The 17,661-nt window shown below is 63.8% G+C and carries 20 protein-coding genes and 1 riboswitch; of the genes, 7 read left to right on the top strand and 13 right to left on the bottom strand.

Features of this window, described 5'->3' with window-relative positions:
* Nucleotides 1-198: 198 nt before the first annotated feature.
* From NLY42_RS18360 to NLY42_RS18350, 3 genes are read right to left on the bottom strand one after another with little or no spacing between them, the layout of a single operon-like run.
* On the bottom strand, nucleotides 199-1,050 hold the full coding sequence (locus tag NLY42_RS18360; RefSeq protein ID WP_023753453.1) for an ABC transporter permease: 852 nt from the start codon (nucleotides 1,048-1,050) through the stop codon (nucleotides 199-201).
* Entirely contained in the window at nucleotides 1,037-1,861 is an 825-nt protein-coding gene (locus NLY42_RS18355) for an ABC transporter ATP-binding protein (RefSeq protein ID WP_023733788.1), read from the bottom strand. Before NLY42_RS18355 ends, NLY42_RS18360 begins: the two co-directional genes overlap by 14 nt.
* A gap of 2 nt (nucleotides 1,862-1,863) precedes the next feature.
* Entirely contained in the window at nucleotides 1,864-2,868 is a 1,005-nt protein-coding gene (locus NLY42_RS18350) for an ABC transporter substrate-binding protein (RefSeq protein WP_023670774.1), read from the bottom strand.
* A 255-nt stretch (nucleotides 2,869-3,123) separates the two neighbouring features.
* Between NLY42_RS18350 and NLY42_RS18345 the strand changes: the two genes are divergently transcribed.
* Together NLY42_RS18345 and NLY42_RS18340 are read left to right on the top strand one after the other, a co-directional pair.
* Nucleotides 3,124-3,507, top strand: coding sequence for a RidA family protein (locus tag NLY42_RS18345; RefSeq protein WP_023670775.1), 384 nt, complete (start codon nucleotides 3,124-3,126; stop codon nucleotides 3,505-3,507).
* Between the two features lie 53 nt (nucleotides 3,508-3,560).
* Nucleotides 3,561-4,364, top strand: coding sequence for a creatininase family protein (locus NLY42_RS18340; protein WP_023670776.1), 804 nt, complete (start codon nucleotides 3,561-3,563; stop codon nucleotides 4,362-4,364).
* A gap of 9 nt (nucleotides 4,365-4,373) precedes the next feature.
* Here NLY42_RS18340 and NLY42_RS18335 read toward each other — a convergent pair whose 3' ends face one another.
* Together NLY42_RS18335 and cobD are read right to left on the bottom strand one after the other, a co-directional pair.
* A complete protein-coding gene (locus tag NLY42_RS18335; protein WP_023753454.1) occupies nucleotides 4,374-4,883 on the bottom strand; it encodes a tyrosine phosphatase family protein in 510 nt (169 codons plus the stop codon).
* Nucleotides 4,880-5,935 (bottom strand): threonine-phosphate decarboxylase CobD, encoded by a 1,056-nt coding sequence (cobD, locus tag NLY42_RS18330; RefSeq protein ID WP_023753455.1) that lies wholly within the window; start codon nucleotides 5,933-5,935, stop codon nucleotides 4,880-4,882. Before cobD ends, NLY42_RS18335 begins: the two co-directional genes overlap by 4 nt.
* Here cobD and cbiB point away from each other — a divergent pair.
* On the top strand, nucleotides 5,934-6,911 hold the full coding sequence (gene cbiB, locus NLY42_RS18325) for an adenosylcobinamide-phosphate synthase CbiB (protein WP_023753456.1): 978 nt from the start codon (nucleotides 5,934-5,936) through the stop codon (nucleotides 6,909-6,911). The two genes, cobD and cbiB, sit on opposite strands and share 2 nt — an antisense overlap.
* Nucleotides 6,912-7,060: 149 nt before the next feature.
* On the opposite strand, the gene cobO is transcribed toward cbiB, so the two are convergent.
* The 5 genes from cobO to NLY42_RS18300 form a co-directional block, all read right to left on the bottom strand.
* Nucleotides 7,061-7,675, bottom strand: coding sequence for a cob(I)yrinic acid a,c-diamide adenosyltransferase (gene cobO, locus NLY42_RS18320; protein WP_023685228.1), 615 nt, complete (start codon nucleotides 7,673-7,675; stop codon nucleotides 7,061-7,063).
* Nucleotides 7,675-8,187 carry a bifunctional adenosylcobinamide kinase/adenosylcobinamide-phosphate guanylyltransferase gene (gene cobU / locus NLY42_RS18315; RefSeq protein WP_023690284.1) on the bottom strand — a complete coding sequence of 171 codons (513 nt, stop codon included), beginning with the start codon at nucleotides 8,185-8,187 and terminating at the stop codon, nucleotides 7,675-7,677. The genes cobO and cobU overlap by 1 nt, the downstream gene beginning before the upstream one ends.
* Nucleotides 8,180-8,983, bottom strand: a complete 804-nt coding sequence (locus NLY42_RS18310) for a CbtA family protein (RefSeq protein ID WP_023753457.1) — start codon at nucleotides 8,981-8,983, stop codon at nucleotides 8,180-8,182. Before NLY42_RS18310 ends, cobU begins: the two co-directional genes overlap by 8 nt.
* Nucleotides 8,984-8,998: 15 nt before the next feature.
* Nucleotides 8,999-9,178, bottom strand: coding sequence for a CbtB domain-containing protein (locus NLY42_RS18305; RefSeq protein WP_023670784.1), 180 nt, complete (start codon nucleotides 9,176-9,178; stop codon nucleotides 8,999-9,001).
* A gap of 36 nt (nucleotides 9,179-9,214) precedes the next feature.
* A riboswitch (cobalamin riboswitch) is annotated at nucleotides 9,215-9,410 on the bottom strand.
* 67 nt (nucleotides 9,411-9,477) lie between these two features.
* Nucleotides 9,478-10,170 (bottom strand): gamma-glutamylcyclotransferase, encoded by a 693-nt coding sequence (locus tag NLY42_RS18300; protein WP_031203234.1) that lies wholly within the window; start codon nucleotides 10,168-10,170, stop codon nucleotides 9,478-9,480.
* A 136-nt stretch (nucleotides 10,171-10,306) separates the two neighbouring features.
* On the opposite strand from NLY42_RS18300, the gene NLY42_RS18295 reads away from it, so the two are divergent.
* Nucleotides 10,307-11,482, top strand: coding sequence for an aromatic ring-hydroxylating oxygenase subunit alpha (locus NLY42_RS18295; RefSeq protein WP_023753458.1), 1,176 nt, complete (start codon nucleotides 10,307-10,309; stop codon nucleotides 11,480-11,482).
* Between the two features lie 7 nt (nucleotides 11,483-11,489).
* On the opposite strand, the gene NLY42_RS18290 is transcribed toward NLY42_RS18295, so the two are convergent.
* Complete coding sequence (locus NLY42_RS18290; protein WP_023733795.1) at nucleotides 11,490-12,689, bottom strand: MFS transporter; 1,200 nt, start codon at nucleotides 12,687-12,689, stop codon at nucleotides 11,490-11,492.
* Nucleotides 12,690-12,921: 232 nt separating this feature from the next.
* On the opposite strand from NLY42_RS18290, the gene NLY42_RS18285 reads away from it, so the two are divergent.
* Both NLY42_RS18285 and NLY42_RS18280 read left to right on the top strand, forming a co-directional pair.
* Nucleotides 12,922-13,932: a heparan-alpha-glucosaminide N-acetyltransferase gene (locus NLY42_RS18285; protein ID WP_023753459.1), complete on the top strand. Its 1,011-nt coding sequence runs from the start codon at nucleotides 12,922-12,924 to the stop codon at nucleotides 13,930-13,932.
* A complete protein-coding gene (locus NLY42_RS18280) occupies nucleotides 13,929-14,435 on the top strand; it encodes a methyltransferase family protein (protein WP_031199065.1) in 507 nt (168 codons plus the stop codon). The genes NLY42_RS18285 and NLY42_RS18280 overlap by 4 nt, the downstream gene beginning before the upstream one ends.
* Before the next feature lie 300 nt (nucleotides 14,436-14,735).
* Here the strand turns inward: NLY42_RS18280 and NLY42_RS18275 are convergent, their stop codons facing one another.
* Entirely contained in the window at nucleotides 14,736-15,122 is a 387-nt protein-coding gene (locus tag NLY42_RS18275; RefSeq protein ID WP_006203215.1) for a MerR family transcriptional regulator, read from the bottom strand.
* Nucleotides 15,123-15,279: 157 nt separating this feature from the next.
* On the bottom strand, nucleotides 15,280-16,698 hold the full coding sequence (gene mgtE / locus NLY42_RS18270) for a magnesium transporter (protein ID WP_023753461.1): 1,419 nt from the start codon (nucleotides 16,696-16,698) through the stop codon (nucleotides 15,280-15,282).
* Between the two features lie 311 nt (nucleotides 16,699-17,009).
* On the opposite strand from mgtE, the gene NLY42_RS18265 reads away from it, so the two are divergent.
* Nucleotides 17,010-17,630, top strand: a complete 621-nt coding sequence (locus NLY42_RS18265; RefSeq protein ID WP_032895510.1) for a response regulator transcription factor — start codon at nucleotides 17,010-17,012, stop codon at nucleotides 17,628-17,630.
* Nucleotides 17,631-17,661 lie beyond the last annotated feature (31 nt).

The following is a 17,661-nucleotide window of genomic DNA, read 5'->3' as shown; positions in this document are numbered from 1 at the left end:
GGACCGCCCCCCTCTGCCCTGCCGGGCATCTCCCCCTCAAGGGGGGAGATTGGCAGCTTTTCCGACAGCACCCGTCTTCCAACGTCGATAATTGGCGAAATCCCGGATGACGTCCAATCTCCCCCCTTGAGGGGGAGATGGCCGGCAGGCCAGAGGGGGGTGTTTCGCGCCAGCATCTCAATCACGTCACCCAACCCCCTACCGCTCCTGCTTCAGCGCGCTCTCGTGCCAGCGGCGCAGGATGAGATGCGATATCAGCGACAGCACCAGGAAGATCAATATGCCGGTGAGCGAGATCAGGATCAGCGCCGCGAACAGCCTTGGCGCGTTGAGGCGGTAGCCGGCCTCGATGATGCGCGACGCCAGCCCCGACGACTGCCCCTGCGCGCCGGCGACGAACTCGGCCACCACGGCGCCGATCAGCGACAGGCCGCCGGCTATCTTCAAGCCTCCTAGAAAATACGGCATGGCCGCCGGCAGTCTGAGATAGCGCAATTGCTGCCAGCGCGTCGCGCCGTTGAGCTTGAACATGTCGCGCAGATTGCGGTCGACCGAATTGAGGCCGAGCGTGGTGTTGGACAGGATCGGGAAGAACGCAACGATCCAGGCGCAAAGCAAAAGCTTCACCGTCTGGTTGTCCACATAGATGTTGATGAGCGGGAAGACCGCCACGATCGGCGTTACCTGCAGCACGATGGCGAAGGGAAAGAACGACATCTCCACCCATTTCGATTGCGCAAACAGCACCGCCAGTCCGACGCCGCCGACGACCGCGAGCAGCAGGCTGAGAAAGGTTATGCGCAACGTGACCAGCAGCGCGGAGAACAGGAGCCCGGCATCGCTATAGAGCGTCCACAGCACCACGCCGGGGCGCGGCAGGATATATTGCGGGATCGCGTTCCACACGCAGATGCGGTCCCACAGCCAGATCGCCAGGATCATGATCGCCAGCGGCAAGACCCACCGGCCGATCCGCTCCAGCCGCTCCTGGCGTACGCGGCCGGCCTCTTCCGCGTCGAGCGTTGCGGCATTCTGGTCAATGGCCGTCATGGTGCGGTCCGGCTGATGTGTTGATGGCGTTGACCAGGATGTCCGAGGCCTGGCGGCAGAGCGCGGCATAGTCGGGCGAAGTGCGGAAAACCTCGTCTCGCGGATAGGAGGCGTGGATGGCAAGCTCGGCATGGACGCGGCCCGGCCGCGCCGCCATGACGACGACGCGGTTTGACAGGAACACGCTTTCGAAGACGCTGTGGGTGACGAAGACGACGGTGAAGCGCTCGTCCTGCCACAGCTCCAGAAGGTCGTTGTTGAGCTTGAAGCGGGTGATCTCGTCGAGTGCCGCGAACGGCTCGTCCATCAACAGAATGCGCGGCTTCGTCACCATGGCGCGTGCGATCGAGACGCGCATCTTCATGCCGCCGGAAAGCTCGCGCGGCACGGCGTTTTCGAAACCGGTCAGGTGCACCCGCTCCAGCATCTCCGTCACCACCGGCGCCGCCTTGGCGCGCGACACGCCTTTCAGCCTGAGCGGCAACCAGACATTGTCGAAGACATCGGCCCAGGGCAGCAGCGTCGGTTCCTGGAAGACGAAGCCGATATTGGCGCGGTCGATCGAACCGCCCCAGTCGAGTTGACCGGATGTCGGCGTCGACAGGCCCGCGATCAGCCTCAACGCCGTCGACTTGCCGCAGCCGGACGGCCCGAGCAGGCTGACAAAATCGCCCTCGCGGATGGCGAGATCGACGTCGCTCAATGCAGTCACGCCATTGGAAAACACCTTGCCGACATGGCGCAGCGTCAGCAGCATCGGGCCTTCACCCGATGCCGTCATGGGCGCCTGCGCCATCTTTTCCAGCTTCACGATTACTTCTTCAGCTCGATTCCGACACCTTTGTTGATGAAGGCCAGCGTATAGGCCTTCTTGATGTCGATGCCCTCGGGCGTGACCTTGGCCTTGACCATCTTGTCATAAAAGCTCTTGATCCGGTCTTCGTTCATGGCGCCGATGCCGAGCTTTTCGGTGTCGCCGGAATCGGCCAGGCCGAACTTCTTCATCTGCTCGATCGAGAAGGCAATCTGCTCGTCGCTCATGTCGGGGTTGTCTTTCTTGATCATCTCGTTGGCGGCCTTGTTGTCGCCGTAGAGGTAGTTGTACCAGCCCTTGGCCGAGCCATCGACGAAGCACTGGACCACCTCCGGCCGCTTGTCGATCGTGTCCTGCATCACCTCGATCGTCGTCGAATAGGTGTCCCAGCCATAGTCGGCGAGCAGGAACTGGTTGGGCACGAAGCCGCCTTCCTTCTTGACCGCAAAAGGCTCCGAGGTGACGTAACCCTGCTGGATCGACTTCTTGTTGGCCAGGAATGGAGCGGTGTTGTAGGTGTAGGGCACGCGCTTGGCGGCATCGAAACCGAGTTCGATGACCATCCACTGGAAGAAGGTCTGGACGCCCTCGTCGCCGAGAATGTACTGGTCGGCGTTCTTCAAATCCTCCCACTTGTCCAGCCCCTGCCCCGGGTGGGACATGATGACCTGAGGGTCCTTCTGGAAATCGGCGGCCACGACGCGCATCGGGATGCCCTGCTGGACGGCGTCGAAGGCCGACAGCAGATTGCCGCCCATGTAGAAATCGAGCTTGCCGGCCAGCAGCAGCGGCCGCCCGCTGACCTGCGGACCTCCCTGCGAAATCGTCACGTCGAGGCCACATGCAGCGTAGGTGCCGTCGGCGACGGCCTGGTAGTAGCCGCCATGCTCGGGCTCGGCCAGCCAGTTGGTGCCGAAGGTGACCTTCTCGTTTGCTGCCGCGCCGAACGTGCCGGCTCCAAGCAGCGCGACCGCAAGCGCTGAAATCTTCTGTTTTCCGTACATCGACACCACCCTTTGTTGGCTCCGGAGCGTCACGCGCCGGGCTCGACACCATTGATCCAAGAAGCAAGACACATGCCACCGCCCGGGCCGCCTGCTTGCGCGGCAGTCACTGCCAACACCGGACGGGTCATGCTGTGCGGGAGGCATCGTGCCTATTTTTTGGACGCCTGTCCACAATCGCCCTTGTGCCATGCACCACATCTTGAACGTACTATCGGTCACGTCTTAGGCTGGTCTCGCAGACAGGAGATTGCCATGTTCAGATACCTCGCGCCGAAGTCGATCAAGCCGCCTTTCGCCCGCTATAGCCACGGCGTCGAGGTGCCGCCAGGCAAGCGGCTGGTTCTGTGCTCCGGTCAGGTCGCCATCACGGCGGACGACCAGATCCCCGAGGATGCCGGCGCGCAGGCCGAGCTCTGCTTTCAAAACATAGCGGCGATTCTGGCTGAAGCCGGGCTGGGGCTAGGCGACATCGTGCGCATAAACGCCTACGTCACCGACCGCGCCTTTCTGCGGCCCTATATGGACGTCCGCGACCGCTTGTTTGCCAGCCCCGCGCCCGCCTCGACGCTGATGATCGTGTCAGGCTTTGCGCGGCCGGAGTTCAAGGTCGAGGTCGAGGCGATTGCGGCTGGGTGATCGACAGGCGACGTTTGGCGCGCTAGGTCTCCCTCACAGTCAAGAGGCATGACATGACCGTTGCAAACAGACGCGTTTGGTGGGGCGACTACCGGACCACCGAATACGCCGCGATCGATCCGGAGGCGACGATTGCCGTGCTGCCGGTGGCGGCGATCGAGCAGCACGGCCCGCATCTGCCTGTATCAACCGATACCTCGATCATGAACGGCATGCTGGAGACGGTCATCGCCCGCCTGCCCGGCGATCTCGACATCCGCATCCTGCCGGTCCAAACGGTCGGCAAGTCGAACGAGCATCTGCAGGCGCCGGGCACGCTCACCCTGCCGGCGGCCACCCTGGTTGATGCCTGGACCGAGCTTGGCCTGTCCGTTGCCCGCGCAGGCGTAAGGAAACTGATCGTCGTCAACTCGCATGGCGGCAATGAAGAGATCATGGGCATCGTCACGCGCGAGCTGCGCGTGCGTGAGAGGATGCTGGCGGTGAAGACCAGCTGGCAGCGCTTCGGCCGCCCCGCCGGCATGTACACCGAGCTGGAAGACCGCCATGGCATCCATGGAGGCGACGTCGAGACCTCGCTGATGCTGCATTTTCGCCCGGAGTTAGTCGACATGGCCAAGGCCGACAATTTCGCCTCCAAGGTCGCCCGCGCCGAAACCGAATTTGCGCTGCTGCGCCACACCGGAACGCACGCTTTCGCCTGGATCGCTGGGGATCTCAACCCCAACGGCGTGGTCGGCGATGCCAGCATTGCCACGGCCGAGAAAGGCCGACTGACGGCGGAGCATCAGGCCGACGGCTTCATCACCCTGTTGAAGGATGTGCGCAAGGCGAAGCTTGCCGACTGGCTGGCATAGCGGGCCGCCTTAGCCGTCGATCTTCAACACGAAAGGCGTACCCTCAAAAGCATCGGCGCCGCGTCCGATCGCCTCGATCGCTTCGATCATGCGGCCTTGTCGTGAGAGAAGAGCATCCGCGACGGCGATCAACCGTGGATTGGGTGTCGCCGAGGGCGAAAGCTTCCGCAATGTCTGCGCAAGTTCGACTTCGTCGCGCTTCGGGGCGAGCGCCGCCGCAATGATATAGGCCGAGGCGGTCGAGCGGCTGATGCCGGCATAGCAATGGACGACCATGGGTTTGGCGCGGTCCCATTTCCGGGCGAAATCGAGCAGATTGCGCACATGGCCTTCGCCGGGCATGGTCATGCCGTCCTGCGCCACCGCGATGTCGTGCATGACCAGATGCAGGTGGTTTTCCCTCACGATTGAGGCCGGCCGCGTCACCTCGGTGCCGGCAGCGAGCAGCGACAGCACGCGCTCGGCGCCGCTTTTGGCCACCGTCTCCTCAAGCTTTGCCAGCGAACAGATATGGATCATGGCGCGATCTCCTTCGACCCATCGTCGCGCCGTGCGTGCCAGTCGGCAAGCGCCGATTCGAGCCGCTGCCATTCCTCCTGACTTCCAGGCAGCCCCGCGCGGAGCACCTGGGGACGCTCGGAAAAATGCCTGAGCAATATGCCGCGCTCACCGAGCGTCGAAAACAGCCCCGGTGCATCGGCAAGCCGGAGATAGCGAAACAGCGTCGTGCCGCCGGCGACAGCAACGCCAAAGCGCGAAAGCAGCGCATCGAGCCGCGCCGCATCCTGCGCCAGCCGCCGCCGCATGTCGGCCTGCCAGCCGCTGTCGGCAAGCGCGCGGATGCCGTATTCGAGCGCTGGGCCGGCGACCGCCCAAGGGCCGAATTGCGTTTCAAGCCTTTCGACCGTCACCGCATCGGAAAGTGCGAAGCCGAGCCGCAGGCCGGCGAGACCGAAGAACTTGCCAAACGAGCGCAGCACGACGATGCCGCCCCGCCCGACATCGCCGGCCAGGCTTTCCGCGTGCGGGCCGACATCCATGAAGGCTTCGTCGACGACCAGCAGACCGCCTATGGCGCGCAATGTCTCGGCAAGCCGAAGCAGCCTCTCCCGCGACACGACGCGCCCGTCGGGATTGTTGGGATTGACGACGATGGCAATTTCGGCTCCCGCAAGCGCCTCGAAATCGTCGACCTCCGCCACCGCATGGCCGGCAATCGCGGCGGCCCTGGCATGCTCGGCATAGGTCGGCCCGAGCACCAGCGCCTTGCCGGGGCTGACCAGCGAGGCGACGCGCGGCAGCAGGATCTGCGTGCCCGGGGCGACCGCCACATTCTCGGCCGAAGGCGCGCCATAGGCGCCGGCCGCGACCCTGGCCAGCTCACACAGGCGCGCGGCCTCCGGCAATCGTGACAGGGCGGTGGCGGGCAGCTCGAAAAGCGGGTAGGAGTGCGGATTGATACCTGTCGAGAGATCGACGAAAGGTTGTGGCGCGTGAGGGAAGAGCGCCTTCGCCCGGCCAAGGGATCCACCGTGATCCACCACAGTAATCGCTCCATCAGAAAGCTTCATGTCGATCCTGATCGCTTTCCTGTCGCTGGCCATCGAACGCATCCTGGGTTACCCGGACTGGCTGTTCCGTGCCGTCGGCCATCCCGTCACCTGGTTCGGCAGGCTGATAGCCTTTCTCGACCTCAGGCTCAACCGCGACACTGATTCCGACGCGCTGCGTCGCCGCCGCGGCGTGCAGGCGCTGCTGGTGATCGTGCTGGTGCCGGCGGCAATCGCCTTCATCGTGCAAATCCTGCTCTGGCAGGTCTTTCCTGCCGGCATGATCATCACGGCAATCCTGGCCTCGTCGCTGCTGTCGCAAAAGAGCCTTACCGAACATGTCGAGGCGGTGGCCGATTCGCTGGATACCGGCGGGCTGGCGCTCGGCCGCATTGCGGTTGCGCGCATCGTCGGCCGCGATCCAGAGAAGCTCGACCATGCCGGCGTCAGCCGCGCCGCCATCGAAAGCCTGGCCGAGAATTTCTCCGACGGCATCGTTGCGCCCGCCTTCTGGACAGGTGTCTGCGGTCTGGCCGGCGGCGTCGCCTACAAGGCCGCCAACACCGCCGATTCGATGATCGGCCACCGCACCCCGCACCACGAGGCCTTCGGCCGCGCGGCGGCACTCTTCGACGACTGGATCAACCTGCCGGCGTCCCGGCTGACCGCGTTGCTGATCGTTGCCGCCGCCTTTCTCGTTGACGGCGCCGATCCCCGCAACGCCTGGCAAGCAGTGCGGCGCGACGCCAAAAAGCACCGCTCACCCAATGCCGGTTGGCCGGAAGCAGCAATGGCCGGCGCACTCGGCCTGGCGCTCGCCGGCCCGCGCAGCTATGGCGGCGTCATCGTCGAGGACGCCTATATGGGCGAAGGCGGTAGGCGCGCGGCGGAAAGCCAGGACATCAGGCAGGCGCTGAAATTGTACCAGGTGGCGGACTATCTGCTGATTGGGCTGTTCGGGTTGCTGTCGGCGGTGCTTATCGCGGTGACGTTCTGAGAGCTTACCGTCGCCCTTCCTTTACCCTCCCCCTTGTGGGGAGGGTCGGCGCGAAGCGCCGGGGTGGGGGACTGCGACCCTACGAGAACCCCCACCCCGATCCGCTTCGCGGATCGACCCTCCCCACAAGGGGGAGGGTACGAAACCCCTCAAAACTCGATCCCCTGCTGCGCCTTCACGCCGGCCGAAAAATGATGCTTCGTCACGCCCATCTCCGTCACCAGATCCGCCGCCTCGACCAGCGCCGGCTTGGCATTGCGGCCGGTGACGACGACATGCAGGCCTTCGCGCCGCGCCTTCAGCGCCGCGACCACCTTGTCGAGATCGAGATAGTCGTAGCGCAGCGCAATGTTGAGCTCATCGAGGACGACAAGGCTGACAGAGGGGTCGGCGATCAGCTCCAGCGCCTTGGCCCAGGCGGCTTCGGCCGCCGCAATGTCGCGCTTCAGATCCTGCGTCTCCCAGGTGAAACCCTCGCCCATCGTGTGCCAGACGACACGGTCGCCGAACGCCGCGAAGGCGTCCTTTTCGCCGGTGTGCCATTTGCCCTTGATGAACTGGACGACGCCGACGCGCTTGCCATAGCCGAGCATGCGCAGCGCCAGCCCGAAGGCGGCCGTGGTCTTGCCCTTGCCGGGTCCGGTGTTGACGATCAGCAGCCCCTTCTCGACCGTCTTTTCCGCGACCTCGGCGTCCTGCACCGCCTTGCGTTTGGCCATCTTGGCGCGGTGGCGTTCTTCGTCTTTTGCGTCGATATCGGTCATCATTTCACCTTGAGCGGCAGCCCCGCCACCATCAGTAGCACCGTATCGGCAACCGCCGCGACCTGCTGGTTGAGACGGCCGGCGGCATCACGAAACCGGCGTGCGAGCGCATTGTCGGGCACGATGCCTTGCCCGACTTCGTTCGAGACAACGAGCCAGGGCCCGCGCGGCCGCGACAGCATGTCGGCCAGCCGCCGGCATTCCGCCTCGAGATCATGGTCGGAAAGCATATGATTGGTCAGCCACAGCGTCAGGCAATCGACGAGCACCGGCTGGTTGTCGGGCAAGGCTTCGAGCGCTCCGACAAGATCGAGCGGCGCGTCGATGGTCGCCCAGCCTTCGCCGCGCCGCGAGCGATGCAGCGCGATGCGCTCGCGCATCTCATCGTCATAGGCTTCGGCGGTGGCGATATAGGCCCATGGCGGCGGCAACGCCGTCGCCAGGGTTTCGGCATGCGCGCTCTTGCCGGAGCGCGCACCGCCGATGATAAAGGTCAAACTGCGATCAGGCAAAGCTGTCGCGCAGGCTGGTCGCCGAGCCGGTGAAGCGTTCGCGCACCACGCCAATGACGGCGCCGAGCACCAACCAGAACACCAGATTGGTCACCGTCACCGCCACCACGAACTGGTGATGCAGGCCTTCGGGGATCGGCGTCTCGAAACTGTCGGGCTGCGGCGCGCCGACAATATGCGGGGCGACGATCAGAACGACGGCAAGGACGGTCAGCGGCGCCGAGGTGCGGAAGGCGATCAAGGCAAGGCCAATGGCAGTCGCCACAACCGTCGCCACCCACCAGATCTGGCGCTGCATGAGATCGGCCGCCGGCATTGCCGGCAGTTCCGGCGGCAGGCCGAGGCCCGGAGCCAGCGTGAATACGGCAAAGCCGGCCAGACCCCAGAACACCCCCTGGCGCCAGTTGCCGATGCCGCCGGCGAATTCGGAAACGGCCACCAGGACCAGCGCGAAACCGATACCGGTGACGATATTGGCCAGCACGCTGAAGGCGAATCGCTCGAAGCCGTCGGCCGGCGCCCAGCCTTCGTCCTCCGCTGGCGCGGCAGCTTCAGCCGGGGCTGCGCTGCTCACGGCATTTTCCGCCGGCGCGGCGGTGCTCATGGCATTGGTGTCCGCAGCGTTGGCGGCGGGCGCCGCGGCATGCTCATGCTCATGGCCGCCACCAGCCTTTTCGTAGACCTCGGCCTTGAGGATCAGCGGCACGGTGGCGTAGGCCTGCATGCAGGCGAGAGCGACACCCGCCACGAGCCCTGCGATCGCCGCGATGAACACGACGTTGCGAAACAGGTTCATGATGTCAGATCCTCGTCAGTGGCAGGGAAACGCCATCGAATGGCGATAGTCGTGCGCCGCATTGTGGACCGCATCGATATGCGAGAAACCGACAACGCCGACGACGAAAATGCCCAGAAACGCGCTAAGCACGAGCTGCATGAAGCGCGACTGCGAGGAGACGGAAGCGCCGAGGGAGACGGAAGCGGTATTCATATCTTGTCCTTTCGCCCTCCACCCGAGGGCATCGAAGTCAGTTCCCTGTCGCCGGCAGGTCTCCTGGCTCGCGGATCAGCGCCCTTCCCCACCTTCCCGAGGAAAAAATCCTCAGTGGCTTGGAGAGGACTACCGCACACAGTTGCGGGGGCAGCCACGGCATTGGGCAACAAGTCAGCCCTCACCGCATTCCCTCTTGGTCCCTAACGGAACCGACGACATGCATGACTATAGGCTGAAACGGCCGCATCCGGCAAACCAAATTCCGCCGGCCAACAGCGCGAATGCGCCATGCGGCGTTACGGGTTCAACGCGGTGATCCGCTCGGCAACCAGCCGCTGCAGCCGCCACAGATGGCGATCGTGAATGCCGCGCTCTTCAAGGTTTTTCACCGTGTTGTAGAGATAGTCGGCGCCCGACCCCCAGTGCCCGCAGGACGTTGCCAGCCTTTCGACGACCTTGCCCTCGTCGAGCGGCCCTGAATAGGTCAGGCCGTTGCGGTTGATGACGAAGGCCAATGCCCTGAGCGGTCCGGCCTCGCTTGCAAGCTTCAGCATGCGCGGCCGGTAGCTTGTCGGCTTCAGCGTGACTTCGCGCCGGAAAAGCCGGCCCAACTGCCCGCGCCGGTTACTTTCGGTCAGCCGGAAGGCGACGCCCTTGCATTGTCCGCCACGGTCCAGCGCCATCATCAGGCCGGGGCTGTCCTTGGTGCCGCGCCAGCGCGTCATGTTCATGCAAAAGGACCGATGCCAGCCGCGCGCCAGCGCAACGCGGTCCTCGACATAATCTATTTCCGGTTTCCAGATCAGCGATCCATAGCCGAACAGCCATAGCGGTTCGCTATCCGGGAGTTCGACCTGCAATTCATCCAGCAGCGCGTCATAGTCGGCGTCATCGAGATGCATCGCGTCCGGATCCGGCCCGGGGTCCCTGATCTCGCGCCAGCAGCGCGCGACCAGCTCCGGCGTAAGCGACATCTGTCGTGCGGCCAATTTCCGAATCCCCCCAATTTCCGAATGTCCCATGTCCACGACATGATTATGCGCCGCGCCTGCAACCGGCAATGCGGCACTCTGATTGACAAACGATCTGCCGGGGTGTCGGCTGACGCTTCATAGGAAGCCAGCCATGCATCCCAACCCGAGCGAGCGCGACCCCTATAACGGCCTGAGCCGGGCCGAACCGACGCTACCGTCATCGGCCTATTGGGATAGCGAGGCTTACCAGCGCGATCTCGACGCCATCTGGTACAAAAGCTGGCTGCTCGTCTGCCGCGAGGCCGATCTTGCCCAGCCTTTGGCATTCAGGACAATCCGCGTTGGCACACAGGAAATCGTCGTGCTCCGCGACGACACCGGCGAGTTGCGCGCCTTCCACAACACCTGCCGGCATCGCGGCTCGCAGCTTTGCCAGGAAAGCGAGGGCCGGCTGAAAGCGCGGCTCATCACTTGCCCCTACCATGCCTGGTCCTACTCGCTGCGCGGCGATCTCGTGCGCGTTCCCTCGAAATCGCTGCCAGATGGTTTCGACAAGGCAGATCATCCGCTCTACCGGGTGGCGCTGTCGGTATGGCGCGGCTTTGTCTTTGTGAACCTTCAGCAGGCTGCGGCCGGCTCCGCCGGGACCTCCTTCGATCCCGCATCCGGCGACCTCGCCAACTGGCCGCTGGAAACTCTGGTATCAGGCCATGTCCTGCGCAAGGTGATGAACTGCAACTGGAAGATCTTCTGGGAGAACTTCAACGAGTGCCTGCATTGCCCAGGCGTCCACAAGGACCTGTCTCGGCTGGTGCCGATATACGGCCGCGGCCTGATGAGCCGGCACGACGACCCCGACTGGGTCCGCCATGCCGACAATGACGCACCGCAGTTTTCGGGTGGCCTGCGCGCCGGCGCCGAGACCTGGTCGCGCGACGGACATGCCCATGGCCCGGTCTTCCCGGGCCTGACGCCGGCCGAGCGTGCGGCCGGACAGACCTATGCCACCAGCCTGCCCTCGATGTTCATCGTCGGCCATGTCGATTATGTCAGGACGGTGCGACTGATGCCGCTCGGTCCCGAACAGACCGAACTCACCGCCGAGTGGCTGTTCGCGCCCGAGGCGCTGGCTGAGACGGACATCGACAATGTCGTCGCCTTCGGCACCCAGGTGCTGGAGGAGGATGCCGCGATCTGCGAGATCAATCAGAAAGGCCTGCGCTCGATGCGCCACCAGGCCGGCGTGCTAATGCCGGAGGAGTACGATCTGCACCGCTTCCACAACTGGGTGCGCGAGCGGCATGCAGCGCTTGAGGCAACCGCCTGATCGGCGACTAAAGCGACTTCGGCAGATAGCGCCAGGAGATAAAGCCGCAAACCGCGGCCAGAATGCCCAGCGTCACGAACACCGAGCCGAGGCCGAAAAACGCCAGCACCACCGAATAGACCAGCGGCGGCGTCAGCTCGGAAAAGTCGAGATAGGTGCGGTAGACCGCGGCCATCTGCGCCCGCTCATAGGACCGCACCGAGCGCATGAAGGCGGTCGAGCCCAGTGCATCGAGCGCGATGGTGAAGAAGGCGCCGCAGAGCAGGAAAAAGCCCGTAAGCAGCGGCGCGGTAGTGCCGACCGCGCCCGCGGCAAGCAGCGTCGCCGACATCGCGAAATAGGCGAAGGTCATGGTGCGCCGGCCGCCGAAGCGTTTTCCCGCTTTGCCCCAGAAGATCGCCATGAACAACAGCGCATTGCCGGCCGAAACCAGCAGGCCGCCGGCAAGCTTGCCCTCGCCGGTAATCACCATGAACAGCGGCCCGTAGACGAAGAACGTCGTCCAGAAGCAGGAGCGGCCGAAGGCGATCAGCCAGGCCAGCCTGAGCCTGGGTTGTGCTACGAAGCGGCCGATATTGGCCAGCGGATTGGCCGGCCGTGTCTTGCCCGGCCGGATCGACCGGTTGTCGCCCAGCCTGTAGGTCCAGAACAGCGCCAGCAAGGCCAACGCAAACACCGCGACCGCGCCATGCGCGGCATAGATGCCGTACCGTGTGTAGAGGAAGATGCCGAGTGTCGGCCCGCCGGTCCAGGCCAGCATCGACCACGCCATGCGCAGCGATTCGGCCTGCATGAAATCGGTCTTGCGGATGTGGTCCATGATGTAGAGGTTGAGCGTGATCGACAGGGCGCTCGCCCCCATCACGCGGCACAGCATGCCTGCCAGTTGCCCGGCAAGCGTGTGGGTGACGAAGAACAGCGAGCCCATCGCCAGCAGGCAGGCGCCGGCGGTATAGACCCAGCGCCGGTCAAACCTGCGGATCAGCATCGGCATGAACAAGGTCACCGACAGGCCGAGCAGCGCCACGATGGTGTAGAGGATCGAGACGATCTGCTCGTTGTGCAGAATCTCATAAGCCTGGATCGGGATGACGCTCGACACCGTGGCACGGGCGAAGGATTCGACCGCATAGAGCGAGGCAAAGGTGCGCGCATCCGCCGGACGCAGGGCTGGCAGCCAGATCGGATGGCGCACATGGGTGGACATTTGATCCCCAAATCAGACTCGCAGCCCAAATCTGCGCTGGCGCTTCCTCCGCCGGTAACAGGAAACCGACCCCTTCCCGGCAAAAAGCGAATTCGGCCAAAGGCTTTCCGGCTCTGGCCTAAAGCGCCGCGCGATGCAGCCGCACGGCGCGACCCGGAGCGTAGAGGGCGGCCTTCTTTTGTCCGGTGCAACCGTGATAGTCGTCTTTGGGGCTGAATCAGATCGCGAGACCATGAGCATCCATACCGCACCCCCTGGAGATCAACTGAAGCGAGATCAACCGAAGCGCATCGTCGCCATCGATGTCGTACGCGGCATCGCGCTGATCGCCATGGCGAGCTACCACTTCACCTGGGATCTCGAAAATTTCCACTACACCGATCCCGGCCTCACCGCCGTCGGCTGGTGGAAGATCTATGCGCGCTGCATCGCCTCGACCTTCCTGTTCCTGGTCGGCGTCAGCCTGTTTCTCGCGCATGGCAGGCAGATCCGCTGGACCGGCTTCTGGAAACGTTTTGCCATGGTCGCCGTCGCGGCCGCCGCTATATCGGCGGTCACGTACTTCATCACGCCGGACAGCTTCATCTTCTTCGGCATCCTGCATCAGATCGCGCTGGCCAGCCTGCTCGGCCTTTTGTTCTTGCGGCTGCCGTCCTTGCTGGCGCTTGTCGTGGCGGCGGTGGTGATCGCCGGGCCGATCTATTTCCGATCCGAAGCCTTCGATCATCCGGCGCTGTGGTGGGTCGGCCTGTCGGCGATCAACCCGCGCTCCAACGATTACGTGCCGCTGTTTCCCTGGTTCGGCGCCGTGCTTCTCGGCATCGCCGCGGCAAAGTTTGCGTCCACCACCGGCCTGCTGGCGCGGCTGGCCACGCTGGCATCGGGAAGCTGGACCAGGCCGCTCACCTTCATCGGCCGCCACAGCCTGGCTTTCTATCTGATCCACCAGCCGCTGCTGTTCGGCTGCGTCTGGCTGTTCTCGCAGATCGCGCCGGCGCCGGTCGAGACACGGGAAGTGGTCTTCCTCAAGGAATGCCAGGTATCCTGCGAACAGCAGCGCGACACGGAGTTCTGCACCAGCTATTGTGTGTGCATGCTGGACACGCTGCAAAGCGAAGCGGCATTCGACCGGCTCTACAATGGTGACCAGACCCCGGAGTTCAAAGCGCATCTCGGTGAACTCGCCGGCATCTGCACCGCAAGGACGGAGGAGAGTCCGATGACGCAGGGAGGGCAACAATGACCGACAAGCTCACAAAACCCGGGCTGGCAAAACCCGATCTACCGAGACCACGGCTGATCCCATGGCCGCCGCTGATCTACATCGCCGCCATTGCCATCAGCATCGCGCTCGGCCTGTTCTATCCCCTGCCCTGGATCGGCGACCTCTTGGGCGACCTTTTGTTTGCCGCCGGCTTTGTGGTGCTGTTTGCCGTCGCAGCCCTCTGGTTCACCGCTATCCGCACCATGATCGGGGCCAAAACGACGATGAACCCCAATGGCGTGCCGGATCATCTGGTGACGTCCGGCCCGTTCGGCGTGACGCGCAACCCGATGTATCTGGCCAACACGCTGCTTTTGATCGGCGTCGCCTTCGTCTCGGGGATCGTATGGTTCCTGCCGCTGGCTTTGATCGCGGCATTTGCAACGCAGAAGGTCGCCATCGAGAGCGAGGAGAAGGTGCTGTTCGCCAAATTCGGCAAGAAGTACCGCGACTATGCGAAGCGGGTCAGGCGCTGGATCTGAGGCGGCGTGGCAGGGGTGTATACCTTGGCGATTAGCTGGCGCATCCGTTTCTTCGTCATCCACGGGCGGAGCAAGGAGCGTAGCGACGCAGCACAGACCCGAGGATCCATGCCGCGACTCCAGAGCGTTGCTATGGTCCAGAATTCGCTACCGCTGCACTCCACGACCGATGTCACGGAATGGATTCTAGGGTCTCCGCGACGGAGCTTCGCTCCTGCTTCGCCCTAGAATGACGAAGTGTGGAAGGCCTCCGCTAATCGCGAACGTTTGCGACGGGCGCGCAAACGCTCGACGGTCCGCTCAGGTATTAACCCCCAGCTCCACCAGCCGCTCGACGCAAGACTCCTCAGCCTGGTCGAGCTCCGCCAGCGTCTCCTCGAGATCGCGGCGCTTCTGCCTGAGATCCTCGCGCTTCTCCTCGATGCGCTTGATCATCAGCTTGAGTTGACCGACCTCGCCTGGCGGTTCCTTGTACATCTGGATGATTTCGCGGATCTCGTTGATCGAGAAGCCGAGCCTTTTCCCGCGCATGATCTGGCGGATCAGATGCCGGTCCGACGGACGAAACAGCCTTGTGCGGCCCCGCCGCACGGGTTGCACCAGCCCCTCATCCTCGTAGAAGCGCAGCGTCCGCGTCGACACGTCGAATTCGCGGGTCAGTTCGGTGATCGAATAATATTCCCGCATCTTTGCTCCAAATGTCGGAACATCGGAAAACGCCCGGTCGCCCGGGATTTCCACGCATTCCGATCAACCCCGTTCCAAGCCGGACTCGGCATGGAACCCCGCGCAAGCCTCGCACCACATTTACGTAAAAGTCAATTGAACCCGCAACGCCTCTTTCTCAAGGGATAGCGAACCACCAGGTGGCCAGCCCGAGGAAGGCAAAGAAGCCAACGACGTCGGTGACCGTAGTGACGAAAACCGCCGACGCCACCGCCGGGTCGATCTTGAACCGGTCGAGCAATAGCGGGATCAGGATACCGGCAAGGGCTGCCACGAACATGTTGATGATCATCGCCGCCGCTATGATGCCGCCCAGATTGGCATCGCGGAACCAGACGGCCGCGACGATGCCGATCAGCACGGCGAAGATGATGCCGTTGATGGAACCCACGCCCATTTCGCGGCGGATGATGCGGCCGGCATTGTAGATGTCGAGATCCCTGGTCGCCAGCGCGCGCACCGTGACGGTCATGGTCTGCGAACCGGCATTGCCGCCCATGCCGGCCACGATCGGCATCAGCACGGCCAGTGCCACGATGTGCTCGATGGTGCGGTCGAACAGGCCGATCACCGAAGCCGCCAGGAACGCCGTCAACAGGTTGACCAGCAGCCAGGGAACGCGCGAGCGCGAGGTCGAAAGAATGCTGTCGGACAACTCTTCGTCGCCGACGCCGCCCATGCGCAGCAGATCTTCCTCGGCCTCCTGCTGGATGACGTCGACGACGTCGTCGATGGTGAGCACGCCGACCAGCCGCTCGTTCTCGTCGACGACGGCGGCGGACAGAAGATCGTATTGCTCGAAGTCCCGCGCCGCCTCTTCCTGGTCCATGGTGGCCGGAATGGCGTGCCTCGTCTCGTGCATCACGTCTCCGACCTTGGTCGTGCGCTTGGTGCGCAGGATCTGGTCGAGGTCGATGGCGCCGAGCAACTTGAAGCTTGGATCGATGACGAAGATCTGGCTGAACCGCTCGGGCAGGTTCTTGTCTTCGCGCATGTAGTCGATGGTCTGGCCTATGGTCCAGAACGGCGGCACGGCGACGAACTCGGTCTGCATGCGGCGACCGGCGGTCTCTTCCGGGTAGTCGAGCGAGCGGCGCAGCCTGATCCGCTCGGTGAACGGCAGCTGCGACAGGATCTCGTCCTGGTCTTCCTTTTCAAGGTCTTCGAGAATGTAGACCGCGTCGTCAGAATCGAGGTCCTGCATGCCCTGGGCAATTTGCTCATTGGGCATATTGTCGACGATATCGCGGCGGATCGCCTCGTCGACCTCGGTCAGCGACGAGAAGTCGAAGTCGGCGCCGAGCAGTTCGACAAGGGCGCGACGCTGTTCGGGGTGCAGGGCCTCCAGCAGATCGCCAAGTTCCGACTGGTGCAGGTCGTCGACTTCGCGCTTCAGCGTCAGCGTATCGCGATCGGCGATCGCCGCGCCGATCTGGGCGAGGAATGATGACAGAACGGCGCCGTCCTCGCCATAGATGTCGGCGTGGGCATCGTCAGCGGCTTTGGCGCCGGTCTTCTGGTCGTCCTGGCGTTCCACCAGCGGCTCCCGCCATGGGAATTTCGGAAAGGTGCCTGTCAGGTCTAGCGCGCAACGCACGGGAATATCAAACGAAATGCGCCCCGCCCTGCATATGGGCGAGAGTGATTTCATCAGGATATGACGCCGCCCAGGATTCAGGCGGCGCGACAGCACATGTCGCTGGGGAAAGAGCACCCGAGCACGGTTGGGGCAGAATTGTCATGGTGCAGGTCCTGCCATCTGCCGGACCCGCCCAGGCCAGGAACCAGAACAGCCGGAAGCCCTTGAAGATCAGGTCACAGACGCAGAAGGCAATCGAGGAACGGCGCGTGCGCGTGGTCGTCGCCGAACGCAATCCGCTCGTCATATCGGCGCTGCGCGACATGCTGGACTGCGACGGGCGCTTCGAGCTCCTGGCCTGCGTGCAAAGCGGCAGGCATTTTCTTGAGTTGGCAGCGGAAGGCGAATTCGACGTCGCAATCATCGGGTGGAAGCTTGCCGACATGGACGGCGCCGATGTGCTGGCCGAGGTTCACAGCCGCAAGCTGGGCGTGCGCATCGCGGTGTTTTCCAACGACCACGACATCGGCATCCTGAAGCAGTGCGTGCGGCTCGGCGCCCAGGGCTACTGCTTCCAGTTCGACGATCCGGCGATCATCTTCGAGACCATCCTGGCCGTCGCGCATGGCCGCATCTGCATCCCCTACATCGACATCAACAAGGTCAACGACACACCCTTGTCGCTGCTCACCGTGCGCGAGCGCGAGCTGCTGGCGGTGCTGTCCGACGGCTGGACCAATCTGCAGATCGCGACGCGCACCGGGATTTCGGAGAACACGGTGAAATACCACCTCAAGAATCTCTACGACAAGCTCGACGTCCGCAACCGGGCGATGGCAGTCGCGCTCTACGCGCGGGAGAGGCGTACCCAGAAGCAGCCGTTGGGGTAGGCGAGCGACTGGCCGCGGGTAGGTCACCCGG

Origin of the sequence: Mesorhizobium sp. C372A (genome assembly GCF_030323245.1) — a bacterium.
Lineage (GTDB): Bacteria > Pseudomonadota > Alphaproteobacteria > Rhizobiales > Rhizobiaceae > Mesorhizobium.
The sequence above is the reverse complement of the archived record's forward strand: the minus strand, read 5'-3'. Positions and strand labels throughout refer to the sequence as shown.